19 protein-coding genes and 1 pseudogene are annotated in these 18,856 nt (G+C 64.2%); 3 read left to right on the top strand and 17 right to left on the bottom strand.

The window, feature by feature from the left end:
• Window positions 1–117: 117 nt before the first annotated feature.
• The 4 genes from C3Y15_RS00330 to C3Y15_RS00315 all read right to left on the bottom strand — a co-directional run bounded on the left by C3Y15_RS00330 (window position 118) and on the right by C3Y15_RS00315 (window position 2,622).
• Window positions 118–375 carry a hypothetical protein gene (locus tag C3Y15_RS00330; protein ID WP_059493832.1) on the bottom strand — a complete coding sequence of 86 codons (258 nt, stop codon included), beginning with the start codon at window positions 373–375 and terminating at the stop codon, window positions 118–120.
• A gap of 430 nt (window positions 376–805) precedes the next feature.
• Window positions 806–1,285 carry a DUF1348 family protein gene (locus C3Y15_RS00325; RefSeq protein ID WP_046424764.1) on the bottom strand — a complete coding sequence of 160 codons (480 nt, stop codon included), beginning with the start codon at window positions 1,283–1,285 and terminating at the stop codon, window positions 806–808.
• Window positions 1,286–1,430: 145 nt separating this feature from the next.
• The gene (gene cynS, locus C3Y15_RS00320) at window positions 1,431–1,901 is read right to left on the bottom strand and encodes a cyanase (RefSeq protein ID WP_059457549.1); all 471 of its coding nucleotides are present in this window, start codon (window positions 1,899–1,901) and stop codon (window positions 1,431–1,433) included.
• A gap of 61 nt (window positions 1,902–1,962) precedes the next feature.
• Entirely contained in the window at window positions 1,963–2,622 is a 660-nt protein-coding gene (locus C3Y15_RS00315; RefSeq protein ID WP_059457757.1) for a carbonic anhydrase, read from the bottom strand.
• Window positions 2,623–2,774: 152 nt separating this feature from the next.
• On the opposite strand from C3Y15_RS00315, the gene C3Y15_RS00310 reads away from it, so the two are divergent.
• Window positions 2,775–2,954: a LysR family transcriptional regulator gene (locus tag C3Y15_RS00310; RefSeq protein WP_059493835.1), complete on the top strand. Its 180-nt coding sequence runs from the start codon at window positions 2,775–2,777 to the stop codon at window positions 2,952–2,954.
• Between the two features lie 239 nt (window positions 2,955–3,193).
• Here the strand turns inward: C3Y15_RS00310 and C3Y15_RS00305 are convergent, their stop codons facing one another.
• The 3 genes from C3Y15_RS00305 to C3Y15_RS00295 form a co-directional block, all read right to left on the bottom strand.
• On the bottom strand, window positions 3,194–3,616 hold the full coding sequence (locus C3Y15_RS00305; protein ID WP_230972935.1) for a cupin domain-containing protein: 423 nt from the start codon (window positions 3,614–3,616) through the stop codon (window positions 3,194–3,196).
• A 123-nt stretch (window positions 3,617–3,739) separates the two neighbouring features.
• Entirely contained in the window at window positions 3,740–4,147 is a 408-nt protein-coding gene (locus C3Y15_RS00300; protein WP_059493836.1) for a DUF934 domain-containing protein, read from the bottom strand.
• Complete coding sequence (locus tag C3Y15_RS00295; protein WP_059493838.1) at window positions 4,144–5,934, bottom strand: nitrite/sulfite reductase; 1,791 nt, start codon at window positions 5,932–5,934, stop codon at window positions 4,144–4,146. Before C3Y15_RS00295 ends, C3Y15_RS00300 begins: the two co-directional genes overlap by 4 nt.
• 332 nt (window positions 5,935–6,266) lie before the next feature.
• Between C3Y15_RS00295 and C3Y15_RS00290 the strand changes: the two are divergent.
• Window positions 6,267–6,779, top strand: a pseudogene (locus tag C3Y15_RS00290) (helix-turn-helix domain-containing protein); the annotation flags it as partial.
• A 91-nt stretch (window positions 6,780–6,870) separates the two neighbouring features.
• On the opposite strand, the gene C3Y15_RS00285 reads toward C3Y15_RS00290, so the two are convergent.
• The 10 genes from C3Y15_RS00285 to C3Y15_RS00240 all read right to left on the bottom strand — a co-directional run bounded on the left by C3Y15_RS00285 (window position 6,871) and on the right by C3Y15_RS00240 (window position 17,965).
• Complete coding sequence (locus C3Y15_RS00285) at window positions 6,871–7,803, bottom strand: amidohydrolase family protein (protein ID WP_059493843.1); 933 nt, start codon at window positions 7,801–7,803, stop codon at window positions 6,871–6,873.
• A 2-nt stretch (window positions 7,804–7,805) separates the two neighbouring features.
• Entirely contained in the window at window positions 7,806–9,128 is a 1,323-nt protein-coding gene (locus C3Y15_RS00280) for an MFS transporter (RefSeq protein ID WP_059493844.1), read from the bottom strand.
• A gap of 10 nt (window positions 9,129–9,138) precedes the next feature.
• Window positions 9,139–10,377 (bottom strand): MFS transporter, encoded by a 1,239-nt coding sequence (locus tag C3Y15_RS00275; RefSeq protein WP_059493846.1) that lies wholly within the window; start codon window positions 10,375–10,377, stop codon window positions 9,139–9,141.
• Window positions 10,374–11,654, bottom strand: a complete 1,281-nt coding sequence (locus C3Y15_RS00270; RefSeq protein ID WP_046422748.1) for an MFS transporter — start codon at window positions 11,652–11,654, stop codon at window positions 10,374–10,376. The genes C3Y15_RS00275 and C3Y15_RS00270 overlap by 4 nt, the downstream gene beginning before the upstream one ends.
• Window positions 11,651–12,697, bottom strand: a complete 1,047-nt coding sequence (locus C3Y15_RS00265; protein ID WP_059493848.1) for an amidohydrolase family protein — start codon at window positions 12,695–12,697, stop codon at window positions 11,651–11,653. The genes C3Y15_RS00270 and C3Y15_RS00265 overlap by 4 nt, the downstream gene beginning before the upstream one ends.
• A 10-nt stretch (window positions 12,698–12,707) precedes the next feature.
• A complete protein-coding gene (locus C3Y15_RS00260; protein WP_059457556.1) occupies window positions 12,708–13,859 on the bottom strand; it encodes a porin in 1,152 nt (383 codons plus the stop codon).
• A gap of 44 nt (window positions 13,860–13,903) precedes the next feature.
• A complete protein-coding gene (locus C3Y15_RS00255; RefSeq protein ID WP_059457557.1) occupies window positions 13,904–15,283 on the bottom strand; it encodes an MFS transporter in 1,380 nt (459 codons plus the stop codon).
• An 85-nt stretch (window positions 15,284–15,368) separates the two neighbouring features.
• Window positions 15,369–16,298 (bottom strand): SMP-30/gluconolactonase/LRE family protein, encoded by a 930-nt coding sequence (locus C3Y15_RS00250; RefSeq protein ID WP_059493851.1) that lies wholly within the window; start codon window positions 16,296–16,298, stop codon window positions 15,369–15,371.
• Window positions 16,299–16,319: 21 nt separating this feature from the next.
• Window positions 16,320–17,267 carry a hydroxyacid dehydrogenase gene (locus C3Y15_RS00245; protein ID WP_059493968.1) on the bottom strand — a complete coding sequence of 316 codons (948 nt, stop codon included), beginning with the start codon at window positions 17,265–17,267 and terminating at the stop codon, window positions 16,320–16,322.
• Window positions 17,267–17,965 (bottom strand): methyltransferase, encoded by a 699-nt coding sequence (locus C3Y15_RS00240; protein ID WP_059454674.1) that lies wholly within the window; start codon window positions 17,963–17,965, stop codon window positions 17,267–17,269. Before C3Y15_RS00240 ends, C3Y15_RS00245 begins: the two co-directional genes overlap by 1 nt.
• A 165-nt stretch (window positions 17,966–18,130) precedes the next feature.
• Between C3Y15_RS00240 and C3Y15_RS00235 the strand changes: the two genes are divergently transcribed.
• On the top strand, window positions 18,131–18,841 hold the full coding sequence (locus C3Y15_RS00235; protein ID WP_059493853.1) for an IclR family transcriptional regulator: 711 nt from the start codon (window positions 18,131–18,133) through the stop codon (window positions 18,839–18,841).
• Window positions 18,842–18,856: the final 15 nt, after the last annotated feature.

Here is an 18,856-nt window from a genome sequence, read left to right as displayed (position 1 = left end):
GAATTATTCACGATCGAATTCGCCGTGATCGTTGCCGCATTGAGTGCTGCAACTGACGATCCACTGGACAGAGACACATCGAGGCGACTCGCTTCGCCGCAGCCGCTTGGTCTGGCGTCACGAGCCGTGGAAAACCGTGTCGTCCGGGCGTTGCAGAGTACCGTCCTGCCCGGCCTTGATCATGTCGTTGATCACCTCGCCGCGGGTCATTGCGCGCTGAGCTTCCGGCGCCGCATTCCGCTGAATCAACGGCGCAGCAGAGTGGTAACCCGGTGAAGCCGCTTCTGCGGACGATGCAGCAAGCGCGGTCGTGGCGGAAGCAGCCAGCGTGAGTGCCGACAGGACGTAAGAGATGTGACGGATTCTCTTGTTCATGATGTTTCCATTTCCTTGTTTCGATATAAGGTCAGTTTTACTAATGGTAGTGCTGTCGCGGTTCGAAGACTCTGCTAACAGTGACCATAGATTCAGCTAGCGGGCAAACCAGCGCCGCCGCCGTTAGAAAACCCTGAGAGCGACGGTCTCCTCGTCTCCGCACGCGATGCGTTCGGGTAACAGAAGGGGATGTCCGTGCGAAGGTTTTGCTATTGGACCTTCATGTCGGATGTGGTTCACGAGGCTGCGGATCACTTCCTCAGCTAGGCCTTCGTCGGCCCGAGGTAGCTGAGCCACCAGACGAGATTCGCGCACCACTCGACACAACCAGTAGTACCGGTGAACTTCAACACACGCCCAACAATCCGTTGTGCTTCGCCACGAGATTGTTGGGCGCGAACCTCTCATTGCGGCTCTAACGCGCCGGGCTTCAAAGTCCCAACTCGCTCAGTCCCGGATGATCGTCCGGCCGACGGCCCAAGGGCCAGTGATACTTGCGCTCGGACTCTTTGATCGGCATGTCGTTGATACATGCATAGCGGTGTTGCATGAGGCCGTCCTCGCCGAACTCCCAGTTCTCGTTGCCGTAGGAGCGGAACCAGTTGCCCGAGTCGTCATGCCATTCGTAGGCGTAGCGCACGGCAATGCGATTGCCGCCGAATGCCCACAGCTCCTTGATCAGACGATACTCGTGCTCCTTCTTCCATTTGCGCTCGAGAAACGCCTGCGCTTCCGTGCGATTGTTCGCGAACTCTGCACGATTGCGCCATTTCGTGTCGAGCGAATAGGCGAGCGCGACCTTAGCGGCGTCGCGCGAATTCCAACCGTCTTCTGCGAGACGGACTTTCTCGATGGCCGACTCCAGCGTGAACGGGGGGAGCGGCGGGCGAATTGCTGCGGGTGAAGTCATTTCGGATCTCCTTGTGGGGTGCGGCGCGTTGCTGGTGCTCGACGTGGAGCGCAGCTCCGCGATCGTGCAGCCCGAGAGGGCAAGGCCGCCTGAAGCAAGCGCGGCACCGGTGCTCAGTAAGAACTTTCGTCTTTGAATCGTGGGTTCAGAACGGCTTGGTCGGCAGATACTTGCCGTCGAGCGTGATGACGGCACGCTCGCCACCTTCCGGGTCGGGGACCTTCTGGATATCGAGCTTGAAGTTGATCGCGCTGATGATGCCGTCGCCGAATTTCTCGTGTACCAGCGCCTTCAACGTCGAGCCGTACACCTGCACCATTTCGTAGAAGCGGTAGACGGTCGGATCGGTCGGCACGCCACCCGGAATGCTGCCGCGCACGGGAATGGTTTGCAGCAGGCGTACGGCGTCGTCGTCGAGCCCGAGGCGTTCGGCGACGAGCTTCGCCGCATTCTCAGGCAGTGCATGCTGACCGAGCAGCGCGGCCGTCGTGTATGCGAGGCTCAGGCCCGTGCCTTCGTTGATGGCTTCGAACGTGAGGTTCTTACGCACCTTCGCGTCGACGATCGTTTCGGTCAAAGCTTCGCGCGCGTTCGGTGTAACTTGCGATTGGGTCATGATGTTGCTCCTTGAGAAAATCAACCTGGTGAGATCGGCAGTCGGTGTGACGAGCCGGGAATCAGAGCGCAGCCACGCATTCGGCGGGCGTCGCGGTGACATCCGGATGCGCGGCGAGCGGCACGAACCGGCGAGTCGCGGCGTCGAGCGCGTCGATCGAGCCGGATTCGATGTCGTAGACCCATCCGTGCAAATTGAGGCGGCCTTGTGCGAGTCCCAGTGCAACGGAGGGATGGGTCTTGAGGTTGTCGAGCTGTGCGATGACGTTCTCGCGCACCATCGAGTCGACGCGCTTGCGCTCGCTCGCATGTTCACGCGATTCGTTGACGAGCTTCGCCGAGTCGGCGTAGCGCAGCCAGTTGGCGACGGCAGGCATGTGATCGAGACACTTGCACGTCGCAACGGCGGTCATCGCGCCGCAGTCCGAGTGGCCGCAAATCACCACATCCGTCACGCCGAGCGCGGCCACTGCATATTCGACGGTAGCCGATACGCCGCCCGGCTCGGGACCGAACGACGGTACGATGTTGCCGGCATTGCGGATCACGAACAGATCGCCCGGTTCACGCTGCGTGACCAGTTCGGGAACCATGCGACTATCGGAACAGGAAATGAACAGGGTGCGCGGCGTCTGGCTGGTGGCCAGCTTGCGGAACAACTCCCTGCGCGCGGGCATGATGTCCCGTTGAAACTTCAGAAAACCGTCGATGATCTCTTGCATGGTCAGCTCCATTCAGTCTGGCATTCGTTGCCGTGTCGGTCGGTGCGGTGCGTTGAGCAGAGAATGGACCTGTTCCGTCATAGTGTCCAAGACGGGTTTGTGATGCCAACCATAGGCAAGACCAATTGTTCCCGGGTGCGAGGAAATTCACCATGCTGGTGTGGGTTATCCGTTACTTCCTGGCCGTCCCGGAACACCGCTATGTCACGTGCGCCGCCGAGGCACTGCACGTTTCGCAGCTCCCGCGGTCGGAGCAGATACGTCAACTGGAAGCCACGCGGCGCACTAAGCGAATTGCTGAGTGGATTCAGCATCGCTGCGCGTGCCGCTGACGCGACGCGTCTGAAAGGCCCGCCCCGAATCGAAGACTTCCCGCGCGCGCCGCGAGGTGTCTTTACCAGGTCGTTGAATTCGACGGGCACCGGCTCGATATCCGGCATCAAAGGTCGTGATGCTCGATCAGCCCGGCCTTGCCCGAGAGTTCGAAATCAAATCGAACCCGTTTGGCTGCTGGTAATCATTGACGTATGCCATAGCCGAGCGTCAGGCCGCGCGTGTAATGTCGGGAGCGTTACGCGGCGGTGCCGCCCGTATGAACGGCGAGTTGCGCCCTAACTGGACCGCGTTGGGGGAACGATCGGAATGAATGCGGCTTCGCGCCAGCGGGGTCGAAGCGGGACCCGGCATTGCGCAGATCGCCGCAGCCGCCATTCGCCCCGAGCTCGAGGAGCGACACGATCGCGTGCGACACGGTGGAGTGCAACCCGATGAAGCCGCAGGCGAGGGCGACGCTACCGTCGACAGACGGGGCGAGCGGTTGCAACGACACGCGTCGCTCGAGCGGGCGGCTGCCACCGACGGCGCAGGCCCGCTGGTCAACCAGGCTCGGCGACAATCCGTGCGGCACATCGGGCAGCAGAAAAACGACTTTACCAGCGGCAAGCGGGATGCTGCCGCGCTTGTCGGCATAGTGAAGCCACGCCGACCCATGCAGGATGATGTGGAAGCTCGCCTTCGCGCAACCGGCGGTCGATGCCTGCCGGTTGCTGCAATACTGGGAAGAAGATCAAATTGCCGAGCGATCTCGCGTCGTGAACCCACATGAAGCAGTAGTCGTTCAGCGACCTACGTCCTGCTCACGATAGGGTGCTGCACGCGTGACATCGCCCTGATAGAACGCCGCAAATCGTTCCAGCTGCCGCCGGGCCGCTTCGCTGTCGGAGCCCTCCTTCAGTACCGCACTCGAAAAACCCATGCGCTCCATCTGCTGCAATTGATCGACGAGAACCTCACCAGTGGCCCGCAAGTCGCCCTTGAAGCCGAGCCGTCGGCGCAGGTAATAAGCCTGGCTATACGCTCGCCCGTCAGTAAACGACGGGAAATGCAAATCGACGCGCGTCGCGGTTGCGATCTGGAGCGCGTACACGCGCGGGTCGGCATCGTTCGGCAACGTGAGTACGGATGGGGCGGCGTCGGCGGCATGTTCGCCCGCGTCGAGAAGACGAATGCGTGCAACGGCGTTCATGCGAGAGTCTCCGCGGTTGTGCGAGCCGCATCGGCAGCCGACTTGAACGGTTCGAGTCCGACCCGGCGCAACGTTTCGATAAAGGTCTCGTAGCGTTCGCCCGACCGCGCACGTAGCGCCAGATAACAATCGAGCACCGCCCCGACGGCATCGGTTACTTCATGTGCCGCGAACGACGGGCCGATGACCTTGCCGGGCCGTGCAACGCCGCTGCGCGCGGAGCCGTCTGCTCCACCCAGTGTGATTTGGTACCACTCCGCGCCGTCCTTGTCGACGCCGAGGATGCCTATATGCCCGCTGTGATGATGTCCACACGAATTGATACAGCCGCTGATGTGGAGGTCGATTTCGCCGATGTCATTCAGTTCGTCGAGATCCTGGAAGCGCTCCATGATGCTTTGCGCAACCGGTAGCGACCGAGCATTGGCGAGCGCGCAGAAGTCGCCGCCAGGGCACGAGATCATGTCAGTGAGCAAATGTACATTTGCGCTTGCGAGTTGCACGGCAACCGCCGCGTGCCAGAGCGGGAGCAAATCGTCGACATGAACCCAGGGCAGCACGATATTCTGGCTATGGGTGACGCGTGCTTCGCCTGCCGAGAAGCGATCCGCGAGCTCTGCGATCCGTTCGAGTTGCTCTGCAGACGCATCTCCTGGTGACTGCAATGGTCGCTTGAAGGAGAGGGTGACGATGCGCAGCGACGGATCGCGGTGTGACGCGACGTTACGCTCGAGCCAGCGCGCGAATTGGGGAGACTGCCGTGCAGTTGCCGTACGCACAACTTCCGCTTCCGGATCGGCGGGGCGACTCGCGGCCACTTCGGGCGGCACCGCGAAGTACGACCTCATGCGATCCAACTCTGCCTGCGGGATCGTATGGGGCCCCCCGTCACAGTCCACGATTTGCCTGAATTCCTCTTCGACCTCGTCGATGAAACGCTGGCCTTCAGCCTTTGCGAGGATCTTGATCCGAGCTTTGTATTTGTTGTCTCTTCGGCCGAACTGGTTGTACACGCGGACAACGGCCTCGATGTAGTTCATGATGTGCCGCCACGGAAGGAATTCGCGCAGCACGACGCCGATCACCGGCGTTCTGCCCATGCCACCGCCCACCAATACGCGAAATCCAAGTTCGCCGTCCTCGTCTTGGACGAGTCGCAGTCCGACGTCGTGCCAGCCCGTTGCCGCACGGTCCTCGGTGGAGCCGGAAATGGCGATCTTGAACTTGCGCGGCAGGAATGCGAATTCGGGATGCAGCGTCGTCCATTGGCGCATCAGTTCTGCAAAAGGCCGCGGATCTGCAATTTCGTCCGGCGCAACACCTGCTCGCTCGTCGCAGGATATGTTTCGGATGCAGTTGCCGCTCGTCTGTATGCCGTGCATGTCGACGGTTGCGAGAAGATCCATCACGTCGGCGGCTTTGGAGAGCGGAATCCAGTTGTACTGGACATTCGTTCGGGTCGTGAAGTGCGCCTGATGCGTCGGCAGGCGTTCGGTGCCAAGTTTACGCTGGGCATCAAGTGCTCGACGGTAGACTTCGGTATCAGGCTCGTCGTACTCGCGAGCAATGCGTGCCAAAACGCGAATCTGCGCACTTGAGAGTTCGCCGTACGGAACGGCGACACGCAACATCGGAGCGTGACGCTGCACGTACCAACCGTTTTGGAGACGCAGTGGCAGAAACTCTGCGTCACTGAGTTTGCCACTTTGCCAGCGCTCGATCTGATCGCGAAACTGAGCGGCGCGATTCGCCACGAAGGCCTTGTCGAATTCGTTGTAACGATACATGGTGGCTGCAGAAATGCCGGGATCCGGTGGACATGGAGCGTTCACGTTATCGTGCCCCGGAATGCAGTTAAAGCAGCAGACGACACTCGAACGAGCGTAGCAGTTTGAGATAGTCGAAAAGCTGCCCGTGGTCGACATTACAAAGCACCGTTCGTCATTCGCAAGCGGTAGATTGGCAGTCACATTGTCGCGCATTTGACTTTACATAATGCGGATTATCATCTGGAACGATGTAGTAGCTTTTTAGAAATGTCGTGTTCCAGCCATTTAGAAATGTCGCGTTTTGGACCTCGGTAAGCTTGCCGGCTCCCCGTCAGATCATGGAGCCGGCGATGCACCGAACAGCTCTGGTGACATTGAACATGCGAGAACTCGACCGTCTGAAGGTAATCCAGGCCGTGGTGGATTTGGGGCTGAAGCCTGGTCGCGCGGCCGAACGCCTGGGCCTGACGGTCCGGCAGATCGAGCGACTGGTGATTCGATACCGGGAGTCTGGCGCGGCGGGCCTGACCTCGCGCAAGCGTGGCGGTCCTGGCAACCGGCGGCTGGATGCGGAGTTGGCCCAGCGGGCCCTGACGATCATCCGGGATCGCTACGCCGATTTTCGGGCCGACGCTGGTTCGGAGACTGCCGGCAAAGGCGTCACGCAGTTTGGCCGAGCACTGCACGAACTCAATGTCGACGCGTTCTGTGCAAACTCAAGTCAGGCCAAGGGCCGTGTGGAACGGGCCGATCTGAGGTTGCAGGACCGGCTCGTCGAAGAGCTTAGACTGCGCGGAATCAGCACACGGGAGGCTGCCAATGCGTATGCGCCCTCCTTCATCGCAGACTTTAACCGTCGCTTCGGCAAACCGCCGAAGCGCGGTCGCGAAAGCGGTGCATGTCGCCACCGCGGAGATCAAAGTTGACCGCTCCTTTCGCGACATCCCGTCTGCGCTATGCAAATCCGTACAGTTTTGCAGGGTTACTGACGAATATCCGCTGCTGCCAGTCCGGACGCCCGATCCACCCGGCGATCACGTCCAGCATGCTCGCGTCGTCCGGTTTGTCCGTCTTCTGCGTCGGGTGCGGCCAGTCGGTGCCCCACAGCATGCGTTCCGGCGCCATGTCGATCAGCGCCTTCGCGACCGGCGCGACGTCGTCGTAGGCAGGCGCGCCCGTCTTGCTGTCGACGTACGGCCCCGACAACGTGATCCACGTACGGCCCTTCTCGACGAGGCGTTGCGCGGTGCGAAACGCGGCCGACGACAGCCCGCCGGGCTGCGGCACATGCGCGATATGGTCGATGACGAGCGGACAAGGCAGCACCGCAAGATGACGCTCGAGTTCCGGCAGCCGCGCGCCCTGCACCACCAGTTCGATATGCCAGCCGAGGTTCGCGATACGCGCGGCGAGCGGCGCCAGCATGTCGAGCGTCGTCGCGCCCGGATAGCTCAGGTTGAACCGGATCGCACGGATGCCGCCGCGATCGAGCGCCCGAAGTTCGTCGTCGCTCACGGTGCCGTCGACGACGGCCACGCCGCGCGCGTCGGCGCCGAACTGCGCGAGCGCCGCCAGCGTGCAGCGGTTGTCCGTCCCGTACGTCGACGGCGTCACGACCACGTTGCGCTTCACGCCGATCCGCGTCTGCACGCGCCGGTACTGCGCGACGGTCGCATTCGGCGGGCGCAGCGTCGTGCCCGGCGCGACCGGAAACCGGTCGTCGTAGATGTGCATGTGGCAGTCGATCGCCCCTTCGGGCAATTGGAACATCGGCCGCTCGGTGCCGCCCGACCACGTTTCGTCGGCAGCGACCAGCCGCGGCAATGCAGCCGAAGCCAGCGTCGCGCCGGCGATCCTGAGGAATTCGCGTCTCGCGATGCGCGCCATGATCAGATCGTCCCCGTCGTGCCGACCAGCTTGCCGGCCGAATGATTGCGCGTGAGCAGCAACAGCGTCGCGACGCTCACGAGCGTGAGGATCGCGAGCGGCATCAACGCGAGCGCATAGCTGCCCGTCGCCGCCTTCACCCATCCGTACACGTTCACCATCAGCCCGCCGCCGAGCAGGTTCGCGATCGCATTGACCGTCGCGAGCCCGGCCGCCACGGTGCTGTTGGACAGCATGTCGGTGGCGAGCGCCCAGAACGGCCCCTTGAACGAATACGCACCGACCAGCACCGCGCAGAGCATGCAGACCGTCGGCAGCAGCGATCCGCTCAGCGACGTCGCGAACAGGCCCACGCCGATCAGCAGCATCGGCACGACCGTGTGCCAGCGCCGCTCGCCGACGCGATCCGAGCGCCGGCCCCAGTAAACCATCAGCACGGAGGCCACCGCGTACGGCACCGAGTTCAACAGGCCGGTCTGCATGACGGTCAAGCCGAACGACTTGAGCAGTTGCGGCTGCCACACCGACAGCGTGCTGCCCGCCGCGGAAGCGCACGTGTCGACGAGCGCAAGGCACAGCACGTAGCGGTTGCGGAACAGCTGCGTGAGCGGCAGCGACGGCACCTTCTTGCGCGTCTTGTGGCCGGCAGCCAGCGCGCTCGAGAGCCATGCGCGCTCGTCGTCGTCGAGCCACCTCGCATCGTCCGGCTTGTTCGTCAGCATGAACAGGCAAGCGATGCCGAGCAGCACGGTCGGCACGCCTTCGAGAATGAACAGCCAGTGCCAGCCACGCAGGCCCCAGACGCCGTCCATCTGCAACAGCAGCGCGGAGATCGGCGAGCCGATGAAGCTGGCGGCCGGAATCGCGACCATGAACGTCGCGACGATCCGCGCACGATACTGCGTGGGAATCCAGTACGACAAATACAGCAGCACACCGGGGAAGAAGCCAGCTTCGGCCGCGCCCAGCAGGAAGCGCACCGCATAGAACGTCGTCGCGTTGTGCACGAGCGCGGTCGCCGCCGACACGATGCCCCACGTGATCATGATTCGCGCGATCCAGATCCGCGCGCCGTATTTCTGCAGCGCGAGGTTGCTCGGCACTTCGAAGAAGAAGTATGAAATGAAGAACAGGCTGCTGCCGAACCCGAACACCTGCGCCGACATCCCGAGGTCATGGTTCATCTGCAGCGACGCCATCCCAACGTTGCCCCGGTCGATGAAGGCAAGCAGGTAGCAGAGCATCAAAAAGGGAATGAGTCGCCAGACGACCTTTCGTATGGTCCGGCGCTCGATCGCGGACGCGTCCATGAAAGCGGTTTGCATGTTGTCTCCTTTATTGTGCGCCTGAGCGCGTTCCTGTAAACCGTTGCCACGCGATGACCGCAACGACGCCGCACGCGAGCACGGTGGCCATGGCGGCAAAGGTGTGTCGGACGCCGAGCGCCTCCGATGCGCTGCCGACGAGCAGGTAGCCGAACGGCATCGTGCCGTTGTAGGCCATCCCGTACATCCCGACGAGCCCGCCGCGCACGTGGTCCGGACACTGGCGCTGAATGGTCGCGTTGGTCGACGTGGCCGCGAACGTGAGGCTGAAGCCGAGCGCATAGAACGCGGGAATCGATCCCGCCGCATCGGTCGTCGCGGCCAGCACGGCCAGCGCGCCGACTGCCGTCCACGGTGCATACGCGATGAACCGGTGCGACGCACGCGGCCCCAACGCCGACGACAGCAGCACCGCCGCGCTCAACGAGCCGGCGCCGGCGCAGGCGAAGAACACGCCGGTAAAGCGCGCCGCGTCGTGGAAGCCCTGGTCAGCGAGCAGCGGCACGAGCGTCTGATAGCTGCCGGCAAACAGGCCGATGCACGCGAGAATCGGCAGATAGCGGGCCGAGAACGCATCGGACAGCACGTAGCCGACCGCGTCGCGCAAGCCGCTGTCCGCGCGCGCTGGGCGATTCACCGACGCGGTCCGGATCGAGCGCACGCACGCCGCCATGAAGCACAACGCGAGCGCATAGATCGCAAACGACGTCCTCGGCCCCAGCGTCGGATACACGAATCCGGCGATGGTCGGGCCGACCATGCGCCCGACGTTGTAGACCATCGTGTTCATCGCGACCGCGTTGGAGGTGTGCGTCGCATCCTGCAGGCTCGTCAGCAGCAGCACCTGCCGCGCGGGCGTCTCCACCGCGCTCGACACGCCGATCGCGAGCGCATGCGCGAGGATCAGCTTCACGCCGAGCAGGCCGAGCAGCGACAACGTGAAGAGGCTGGCCGTCAGCAGCAGCGATGTCGTCAGCACGCATAGCGTCACGCGGCGCGCGTTGGCCGAGCCGATGCGCGAACCCGCCACCGGCGCGACGATCAGCTGCGGCCCGTACAGCAAAAAGTTGAGCAGCGCCAGGATCGCCGCCGATCCGGACAGGTGATAGGTCAGCAGATTCAGCGTGACGTTCTGCGTCCAGCTGCCGAGCACCGACGCGACCTGCCCGCTCAGATAGCGCCGCAGCGATGCCTCCGTCAGCGCGGGAAACAGCTTGCTCACCCAACCCGCCTGCGCCGCCACGTTCACGACAGCGCCTTTCCGCGCGTTTCGGGCGCGAACAGTACGACCGCGGCCGCGGCGATGAACGCGACGATCGTCGTTGCGAGCCCGAGCACGAAACCGCCCGACGTCGACGCCAGCGCACCGATGATCAGCGGCGCGATGAAGCCGCCGAGCCGGCCGCCGTTGTACGCGAGGCCCATGAAGAACCCGCGCGATGCCGTGTTGCCGATGATCTCGGCGAGGAATGGACCGGCGCCCGCGAAGATGCCGTTCACGCTGAAGCCGGTCAGGAAGATCGCGGTCATCAGCAGCAACGGATTCGCCGACACGATGTACACCCCGACGGCCAGCGCACCGACCAGCAGGTAGGCCAGGAACATCGGCCGCCGCCCGAGCCGGTCGACCCATGCCGAAAACAGCAGGAACCCGGTGATCGCGCCGAACTGCAGCGCCAGCACGAACTTCAGGCTATGCACGAAGTCGAGGTGCTTCACCGTGATGAGGAACGTCGGCGTCCACGTGAATACGCCCCAGTACAGGTACTGCAGAAAGAAGATGAAGCAGAACGCGGTGAGCAGGCCGCGCACGTTCAGCTTCTCGTGACTTGCCGTGTCGGGCTTGCGGGCCTGCGACTTCGCGTGCCTGCGTTCGAGCCAGATCGGCGATTCCGGCGTCCTGCGCGCGACCCAGAACAGAATGAAGAAAGGCGACGCACCGATCAGGAACAGCAAACGCCAGCTGTCGCCGGTCAATCCGCCATGCGCGGCACCGACGACGCCCGAGATCGCGATCGCCAGAATCGCGCCGATCGGCAGGCCCATCTGCATCAGCGCGCCGCCCTTGCCGCGCCGGCTCGGATGCCAGGTCTCCGCGACGAGCGCCGCGCCGGCGGTCCAGGTGCCGCCCATGCCGAGCGCGCCGAAAAAGCGCAACGTCGCAAACCAGTGCGCGTCGGGCGCGAATGCGATCAGGCCGGAGAACAGCGAATAGATGCCGACGCAGAGCAGCGCGGTGCGCACGCGCCCGATCCGGTCGGACACGAAGCCGAACAGAATGCCGCCGACGATCTGTCCGGCCGCCGTGACGCTCGTGAAAATGCCGAGCTGCGCCTTGCTCAGCCCGAACTGCAGCGCGAGCGTCGGCAGCAGCAGCGAAAGCAGGAACGAGTCGTAGCTCTCGAACGTCCAGCCGAGCCCCGCGAGCGACAGCGAACGCCGCTCGATACGGGTAATGCGCGTGAGCCTCTGTTCCGCGGCTGCGGAATCGATGTCCTGCGTCGCCACGGTTGCACTCGTCTTCATGGGTTGTCTCCGGGAATCGCGATGCGATACGTCGATGCGGCCGTCCGGCTGAACAGCGCGGCCCTTTCATCGGCCGACATCGCGGACGCGAGTCGTTTGAAGGCGTTCCACAGCACGCGATAGCTGAACATCCCCTTGTCGACGGGAAAGTTGCTCTCGAACATGCAGCGATCGACGCCGAAAAGTTCGACGCAGGTGTCGAAATACGGCTGCCATGCGGCCGCCAGTTCCTGCGACGACGGCGGCAGTTCGCGCGCGGCGAACGCGTAACCGAACACGGTCATGCCCGCGCCGCCGAGCTTCATGCGCGTGTTCGGCAGTGCGGCCAGACGCGCGAGGTGCCGTTTCCATCGTGCGTGGACTTCCGCACGCCGTCCGGCATGCGGGCCCACGCCGACGGGGCCGCCGAAATGGTCGATGACGACGATGACGTCCTCGCATGCGCGCGCCAGGTCGTAGAGGTCGTCGAGCTGCGTGTGATAGACCCACGCATCGAGCGACAACCGGTAGCGCGCGAGCGTCGTCACGCCCTGCCGGAAAGCCGGATCCGACATCCGGTCGCGCGGCGGTGTCACCGGGCTCGACCGCACGTCGGGGCTCGCATGCCACGCGAGCGGATTGCGGATGCCGCGCAGCCGCCCGCCGGACACCTGCAGCATCGTGTCGAGCACCGCATCGAGTTGCGCGCCGAGCGACAATTCGGCGCCGCCGACGATGGCCTCGCAGCACCGCGCGGGGCCGTATGCGCCGCTTTCGAACATCGCGGCGATGCCGTTCGCGAATTCCACTTCGCCAACCGGCTTGAACGCGTCCGGCCCGCTTGCACGCAACATCGACCGACACTGTACGTAGACCGTCGACACGACCCGATGCCCGCCATGCACGTCCGCGCCGAATTCGTCCGCGAGATAGCGCCCGCTCTGTCGATCCCACAGGTGATGATGGGCGTCGACGATGGGCAGCGCGGGTTCGAGCACCGGCTCGTCGCGCAATGCAAGCCACTCGGGCCTGACGGGCAGATGGGGCGCGTGAACGGTCTGCATCGCGCTCGCCTCAGAACTTCTGGCGCATGCCGATCACCACGCCCGTCTGGTTGTGATCGGGGGCGACCGTGCCGTAGCCATTCACGCCGAGCGCGGAGCCGCCCTTGTTGCGCGCGAAACCCGCCGTTGCGTAGATGTCGGTGCGCTTCGACAGCAGATAGTCCACACCGAGCACGGCGAGCCACGGATCGGCACTCGTCGAATGCACGTCCTGGTAATAGGCGGTTGCCGTGACCACGAACGCCGGCGACACCGCGTATTGCGCGCCAGCCCAGTACAGGTTCGCCGCGCTGGCTTCGGAGCCGTTCGCGACACGGATCGGGTTCGCCGGCAGGAACGCGTTCGACGCATGGAGGTAGCGATAACCGGCGAATCCCTTCACAGGTCCGATCGCATACGACGCGGCGGCCGTCGCGCGGCGCTCGGTGCCCGTGTTCGACGCAACGGTGTTGCTGTTGCGCTGCTCGTACGACACGCTCGCGGCGAACGATCCTTGCGCGAAATTCAGCGCCCCGCTGAAGAAGCGGCCGGTGAGTTGCGCTCCCGGCACCTCGGCGCCGTACCCGGTGTCGTAGCGGGTGCTGTACATTGCCTGCGCCGTCAGCGGACCGAACACGCCGGTGTACTTCGCCGAATTGTCGATCCGCGCGGCCGCTGCGTAGTCGAGCGACAGCACCGAGTATCGAGACGACGCGCCCATCGGGTCGAACGCCACGGCCTGTTCGTAGAAGAGCGAGTTCTGGCGGCCGAACGTCAGTTGCTGACCGCGGTACGACAGCCCGACCCAGGCCTGCCGCCCGAAAATCCGCGACGTCGTGGCCGCATTCGAACCGAGACCTTTGGTCGACTGCGCGGTCGTGCCGTCATTGATGTTGAAGCCGCCTTCCAGCTGGAAAATGGCCTTCATGCCGCCGCCGAGATCCTCTACTCCCTTCAGCCCCCAGCGCGAACCGGACAGGTTGCCCGACGCTTCGCGCGTCTGCGCGCCGCCGGTGCTCGTGTTGTTGATGTGCTCGATACCGACGTCGGCAATGCCGTACAGCGTGACGCTGCTTTCCGCATGGGCGGCGCCGCACCACGAGGTCGCGCTCGCGACGGTAATGGCGCCGAGCACGAAGCGGGAGGTCGGGCGGGTATTCCGGCTGGCCTGATTCGACAACATGGAGTCTCCAAACTGTTTTTGTGGGTGGTCTGACGAAGAAAGATTCACGGCTCGCGGGCTGCGGGCGCTTCGCCGGCGCCCGAGCCCGGATCGCCGAGCCATGCAATGGTCAATGCGCCGAGCAGCAGCACACCGGACACGGCGACGAGCGGCGCGGTAAAGCCGCCGGAGAATTGCTTGAGCGCGCCGATCATCGACGGCCCGACGAAGCCGCCGAGATTGCCGACCGACACGATCAGCGCGAGCCCGCCCGCGGCGGCCCGGCCGGTGAGGAATCCCGACGGGATGGCCCAGTACGTCGCCTGGAACGCGAGGATCCCGCTCACCGTGACGCATAGTGCGATCAGTTTGAAAGCCGGCTCATGAATGAAGGCGCTCGCGCACAACGCCACGGCAGCGACGGCCAGTGCGCCTGCGACATACGGAATGCGGTTGGCCGCGCGATTCGCGATACGCGCCCACCAGAGCATCACGCCGGCACCGATCGCATACGGAATGGCCGTCAGCCAGCCAACCACCGCGTGTTCGACGCCGAACTGCTTGATGATCTGCGGCATCCACAAGCCGACGCCGAGCGAGCCGACGATCCCGCAGAAGTTGATGAACGCGAGCACGAACACGCGCCAGTTCGTCATTGCGTCGCGCAGGTTGGTGCCGTGCTTCGCGCCGATGTCGCGCTGTTCGAACGCGAGGCGCTTCGCGAGCGACGCCTTCTCTTCGTCGCTGAGCCACGCGGCTTTCTCCGGACGGTCGGCCAGCACGAACAGACACGCGATGCCGAGCAGCACGGCCGGTACGCCTTCGATCAGCAACAGCCACTGCCAGCTGCGCAGCCCATGCAGGCCGCCGAGTTCGAGCAGCGCGCCGGAAATCGGCGAGCCGATCATGTTCGCGACGGGAATGCCGACGAGGAATGCGGCCGTCACCTTCGCGCGCCACTTTCCGGGAAACCAGTGCGTGAAGTAGAGATAGATGCCGGGCGTGAACCCCGCCTCGGCAAGCCCGAGGAGAAAACGCGCAGCCGCGAAGCTCTTCGGCCCGACGACGAACGCCGTCGCCATCGAGAACAGGCCCCACGTGATCATGATTCTCGCGATCCACACGCGCGCGCCGACCTTCTGCATGATCAGGTTGCTCGGAATCTCGAACAGGAAATAGCCGATGAAAAACAGGCCGGCACCCAAACCGAACTGCTCGGCCGTGAGGCCGAGATCCTTGTTCATCGTGAGCGCGGCAAAACCGACGTTGGTCCTGTCGAGATAACTGATCACGTAGCAGACGAAGATGAACGGCAGAATGCGCCGGAACGCCTTGGCGAGCGTGCGCTCGCTGGCCGCGTAATCGTCGTCGGCAAGGCGCTCGGCGGATGGCGCGTCGGCGCGCAATGCGTCATCGCCGGCACGCAGCACGTGCGAAATGGTCATGCTTGTCTCCTTCGTCGCGCGGCTGGCGGCGCGATCTTTCGGCATACGGGCGGGAAGCGGACGAGCGGCTTCCCGGCTCGTGGTCTCAGTCCTTCTTCGTTGCCTGTTTCGGCAGCGGACCGGCAATGCTCATATCCGCTTTCAGAATCGAACCGGACGTCGATTCGGTGATGAAAAGCGTCTTCATGTCCGGGCCGCCGAAGCACACGCTTGTGAGCGACGCGCCCTTCGGTCCGGTCAGGATCTCGACGGGCTCCGCGCAGTGGTTGAGCACCCACACGCGGCCGAGCCCCGGATTCGCGACGAACAGGCGGCCTTCGAGATCGACGGTGAGGCCGTCGGGACCGCTCGGTCCGTATGACGTGAAGAACTGGCTGACCTTCGTGACCGACCCATCGGCCTGCAGCGGCATGCGCCAGACGGCATTGCCACGCGTCATCGCGACGAACAGCACTTTCTCATCGCGCGACAGGACGAGGCCGTTCGGGCTTGGGCAGGTGCCGAGCAGCAGGTCGAGCTTGCCGTCGGGCGACAGCCGATACACGCGGCCGGTTGGATCGTGCAGCCCGGTCTGCCCCTGGTCGGTGAAATAGATGTTGCCGGCCGAGTCGAACGTCAGGTCGTTCACGCCCTTGAAGCGCTCGGTGTTGCGGCGCTCGAGATACGGACGGACTTCGCCGCGCTCGATATCGAGCAGCATCAAGCCGTTGCGGTAGTCGGTGATGATCAGGTGCGATGCGTCGAAGCGCTTCATCCCGTTGGGCTCGCCCTCGTATTCGGCGACGAGATCCCAGTCGCCTGACGGCGAAATGCGGAAGACGCGCCCGTGCGGAATGTCGGTGACAAACAGATAGCCGTCCGGATCCCAGACCGGCCCTTCGAGAAAGGAATCCGTGACCATTCCGCCGCGATTCGCGCGCGCCCATTCCGTGCGAACGTCCGGCTTGCGAAACTTGTCCGGCATGCGCGTGAACACTTCGGCTTCGCGCACGTCGGGATTCGTTAGATAAAACATGCGTACCTCGATGTTCAGGGTTCAAGCCGCGCTGTGCGCGCGTTCGTCCAGCACCGCGAGGAGGTTGGCGGCCGCGCCCTTCCCCATGTTCACGTATGCGGCATCGCTGACGCCGCCGATATGCGGAGACAGAATCACGTTGGGGATTTGCTGGAACGGGTGCGGCGCCGTCATCGGCTCGACGTCGAAGCTGTCGAGCCCGGCCGCGCGCAACTGGCCGCTCGCCAGCGCGTCGGCAAGCGCGGCTTCGTTGATCAAGCCGCCGCGTGCGGTGTTGACGAGAATCGCCCCGCGCTTGAAACGCGCAAGCGTGTCGCGGTTGAGCATCCGGCGGTTGTCGGCCGTCAGCGGACAATGCAGCGACACGACGTCCGATTCCGCGTACAGCGTGTCGAGCGGCACGAGCTTCACACCGGCGGGCGCTTCCTTCGCGAACGGATCGAACGCGAGAACCTTCATGCCGAACGCCGCGCCGATCGCGGCCACGCGCCGGCCGATCGCGCCGAGCCCGACGAGGCCGAGCGTGCGCCCGTCGAGTTCGACGGACTTGTGCGTGGACTTGTCCCAATGGCCTTCGCGCATGCGGATATCGAGCTGCGGGACCGACTTCGCACAGGCGAGCATCAGCGCCCATGCGTGCTCGGCTACGGCGGCCGCGTTCGCGCCGACAGCGGCGCGCACCGCGATGCCGCGTGCGGCGGCAGCGTCCTGATCGATCACGTCGATGCCGCTGCCGTGCTTCGAAATCACTTGCAGGTTTTCGGCGGCGTCCATGATGCGGGCGTTGATCTTGCCGTACCGGACGATGATCGCGACCGGCTTGTGCTTGATGCAGAGCGCGACGATATCGTCTTCGGTCGGTTGCTTGCCGGCAAACACGACGTCGAACTGCGCAAGCATCTCGAGCGCTTGCGGCGCGAGATCGGCGGCGGTCACGAGGACCACGGACTTATGCGAAGCCGTCTGCATCACAGAGCCTCGCCTTCGGCCAGCATGCCCGCTGCGCGCAATTCCTTCTCGATCCAGCCCGGACGAACGTCGCCCTTGTGGATCGCCGCGATACGCGCGGTTTCGACGTCGAGCTTTTTCTGCGCGAGATCGACGATGCGCGCGACATCGGCGCGCGGAATGACGACAACGCCGTCGGCGTCGCCGACCACCAGGTCGCCCGGATTCACCGCCGTGCCGCCCAGCGAGATCGGCGCATTCACGCGCCCCGCGACGCTTTTGGTCGGGCCGCACGGATTGAGGCCGGCCGAGAAGATCGGATAGTCGCCGTTGGCCAGTTCGTGCGCGTCGCGCACCGCGCCGTCGATGACGATGCCCGCGATGCCGCTCGCCTTCGCCTGCGCCGCCATGATTTCGCCGAGCAGCGCGCACGAGATGTCGCCCTTGCCATCGACCACGACGACGTCGCCCGGCTTCGCGACGGCGAGCGCCGCATGGATCGCGAGGTTGTCGCCCGCGCGGACTTCGACCGTGACTGCCGGGCCGGCGACCTTCATCTTCGGCGACAACGGCCGCACGCGGCCATGCACCGTGCCGCGACGGCCCGCGACGTCGGCCAGGATCGCGGCCTGGTAGCGCGCGGCCGCCTGAACGAGTTCGGGCGAGACGCGTTCGATGTCGCGATTGATCGGAGAAGTGCTGACGGATGTCTTGCTCATGATTCGACCTCGGGTTATTCGTTGTACTCTGTACAACACTGGTGTACGTAGTGAAATCACTATAGCCAGACGAGGCACGCCATGGCACTGGCGTTTACCCTTTTACGTGGTAAACCAGCGTTTTACTCTGTACAATTACGGGGGAATATCGACGGGAGAAAAGGAATGGGAAACGACGGGGTCGTTGCCGTGGAAAAAGCGCTTTCGTTGTTGGACTGCTTCAAGCCCGGCGCCGAATCGCAATCGCTCGCGACGCTGTCGCAGGCATCCGGCATGCACAAGACGACGGTCTATCGGCTGATGAACTCGCTGGAGCGAATGGGCTATGTCGTGCGCGCGCAGTCCGGCAACTATTCACTTGGGCACCGCGTGCTTTACCTCGGCAAGCTGTACGAGCAGTCGTTCCATCTGTCCACGGTGGTCGAACCGGCGCTGCATGCGCTGGCGGCGCTGACGAAGGAAAGCGCATCGTACTACGTGCACGACAGCGGGCAACGGCTCTGCCTGTTTCGGGCCGAGCCGTCCGAAGGCCTGCGTGAAACGCGGCTCGCGGGGACGATGCTGCCGCTCGATGACACGGCCATCAGCCAGGTGATCCGTTTCTGGGGACTCGGCGAACCGATCTATGACAAGCCGCCCGCACTGCCCCTCTTCACCGCGGGTGCACGCGATGTGCACACGGCGGCGTTCGCGGTGCCGATCTTCGGCGCCGGCGACAAGTTCATGGCGGCGCTGACGCTTTCCGGTCCGGCGTCTCGCCTCAGCGCCGCGCACGAGTCGGGCGAGCTGGATCGACCGCAACTGGATGCGGCCGCCGATCTCTCCCGGAAGCTGGGGGCGAGTGTCGCGCTCTGCGAGAACATCTACGGCACGTGATCCCCGTGCTGAGAC

It is taken from the genome of Burkholderia sp. B10 (assembly GCF_004368385.1).
In the GTDB taxonomy this organism is placed as follows: Bacteria; Pseudomonadota; Gammaproteobacteria; order Burkholderiales; family Burkholderiaceae; genus Burkholderia; species Burkholderia vietnamiensis.
This window is presented reverse-complemented; position numbering and strand designations above follow the sequence as displayed.

What these genes read in the sequence shown, in the direction of transcription:
- C3Y15_RS00330 (WP_059493832.1), bottom strand. Translation starts at nt 375, where the DNA reads ATGAACAAGAGAATCCGTCACATCTCTTACGTCCTGTCGGCACTCACG.
- C3Y15_RS00325 (WP_046424764.1), bottom strand. Translation starts at nt 1,285, where the DNA reads ATGACTTCACCCGCAGCAATTCGCCCGCCGCTCCCCCCGTTCACGCTG.
- cynS (WP_059457549.1), bottom strand. Translation starts at nt 1,901, where the DNA reads ATGACCCAATCGCAAGTTACACCGAACGCGCGCGAAGCTTTGACCGAA.
- C3Y15_RS00315 (WP_059457757.1), bottom strand. Translation starts at nt 2,622, where the DNA reads ATGCAAGAGATCATCGACGGTTTTCTGAAGTTTCAACGGGACATCATG.
- C3Y15_RS00310 (WP_059493835.1), top strand. Translation starts at nt 2,775, where the DNA reads ATGCTGGTGTGGGTTATCCGTTACTTCCTGGCCGTCCCGGAACACCGC.
- C3Y15_RS00300 (WP_059493836.1), bottom strand. Translation starts at nt 4,147, where the DNA reads ATGAACGCCGTTGCACGCATTCGTCTTCTCGACGCGGGCGAACATGCC.
- C3Y15_RS00295 (WP_059493838.1), bottom strand. Translation starts at nt 5,934, where the DNA reads ATGTATCGTTACAACGAATTCGACAAGGCCTTCGTGGCGAATCGCGCC.
- C3Y15_RS00285 (WP_059493843.1), bottom strand. Translation starts at nt 7,803, where the DNA reads ATGGCGCGCATCGCGAGACGCGAATTCCTCAGGATCGCCGGCGCGACG.
- C3Y15_RS00280 (WP_059493844.1), bottom strand. Translation starts at nt 9,128, where the DNA reads ATGCAAACCGCTTTCATGGACGCGTCCGCGATCGAGCGCCGGACCATA.
- C3Y15_RS00270 (WP_046422748.1), bottom strand. Translation starts at nt 11,654, where the DNA reads ATGAAGACGAGTGCAACCGTGGCGACGCAGGACATCGATTCCGCAGCC.
- C3Y15_RS00265 (WP_059493848.1), bottom strand. Translation starts at nt 12,697, where the DNA reads ATGCAGACCGTTCACGCGCCCCATCTGCCCGTCAGGCCCGAGTGGCTT.
- C3Y15_RS00260 (WP_059457556.1), bottom strand. Translation starts at nt 13,859, where the DNA reads ATGTTGTCGAATCAGGCCAGCCGGAATACCCGCCCGACCTCCCGCTTC.
- C3Y15_RS00255 (WP_059457557.1), bottom strand. Translation starts at nt 15,283, where the DNA reads ATGACCATTTCGCACGTGCTGCGTGCCGGCGATGACGCATTGCGCGCC.
- C3Y15_RS00250 (WP_059493851.1), bottom strand. Translation starts at nt 16,298, where the DNA reads ATGTTTTATCTAACGAATCCCGACGTGCGCGAAGCCGAAGTGTTCACG.
- C3Y15_RS00245 (WP_059493968.1), bottom strand. Translation starts at nt 17,267, where the DNA reads ATGCAGACGGCTTCGCATAAGTCCGTGGTCCTCGTGACCGCCGCCGAT.
- C3Y15_RS00240 (WP_059454674.1), bottom strand. Translation starts at nt 17,965, where the DNA reads ATGAGCAAGACATCCGTCAGCACTTCTCCGATCAATCGCGACATCGAA.
- C3Y15_RS00235 (WP_059493853.1), top strand. Translation starts at nt 18,131, where the DNA reads ATGGGAAACGACGGGGTCGTTGCCGTGGAAAAAGCGCTTTCGTTGTTG.